General features: G+C 65.3%; 1 protein-coding gene. It reads right to left on the bottom strand.

Going from position 1 to position 418, the window contains the following annotated elements:
- The coding region (locus D7Y13_RS43745) for an NAD-dependent epimerase/dehydratase family protein (protein WP_120631148.1) at positions 1-418 on the bottom strand (418 nt) is incomplete at both ends.

The following is a 418-nucleotide window of genomic DNA, read 5'->3' on the forward strand; positions in this document are numbered from 1 at the left end:
CCTTCATCCAGGGGTGTTTTCGCCTCGAAGCCGAAAAGCTCTCTGGCCATGCGATTTTCCATGAGCCGGACCGGCATCGTGCTCGGTCGCGAGGCGTCGAAACGGACGTCGGCGTCGCGGTAGTCGTCGACCCGGAGAAGGGTGTCGAGAATCTGTCGCACGGAATAGCCTTCGCCGGCGCAGGGATTGACCGCGAGGTAGGGCAGGTCTGTGGCGAAGGCACCCAGCATGCCGTCGATGAAATCGTCCACATAGACCAGGTCGCGGATATCCTGGCCGGTGCCCCAGACCTCGACCGGGGCTTGGCGCTCGGCGACCCGCCGGACCAGCGCGGCCGTCACATGGCTGACGGCGAAGTCGAACTTGTCGTACGGGCCGTAGATGTTCGAGGGGCGAACGACCACCGCCGGCATGGGGG

Source organism: Corallococcus praedator, assembly GCF_003612125.1.
Classification (GTDB): domain Bacteria; phylum Myxococcota; class Myxococcia; order Myxococcales; family Myxococcaceae; genus Corallococcus; species Corallococcus praedator.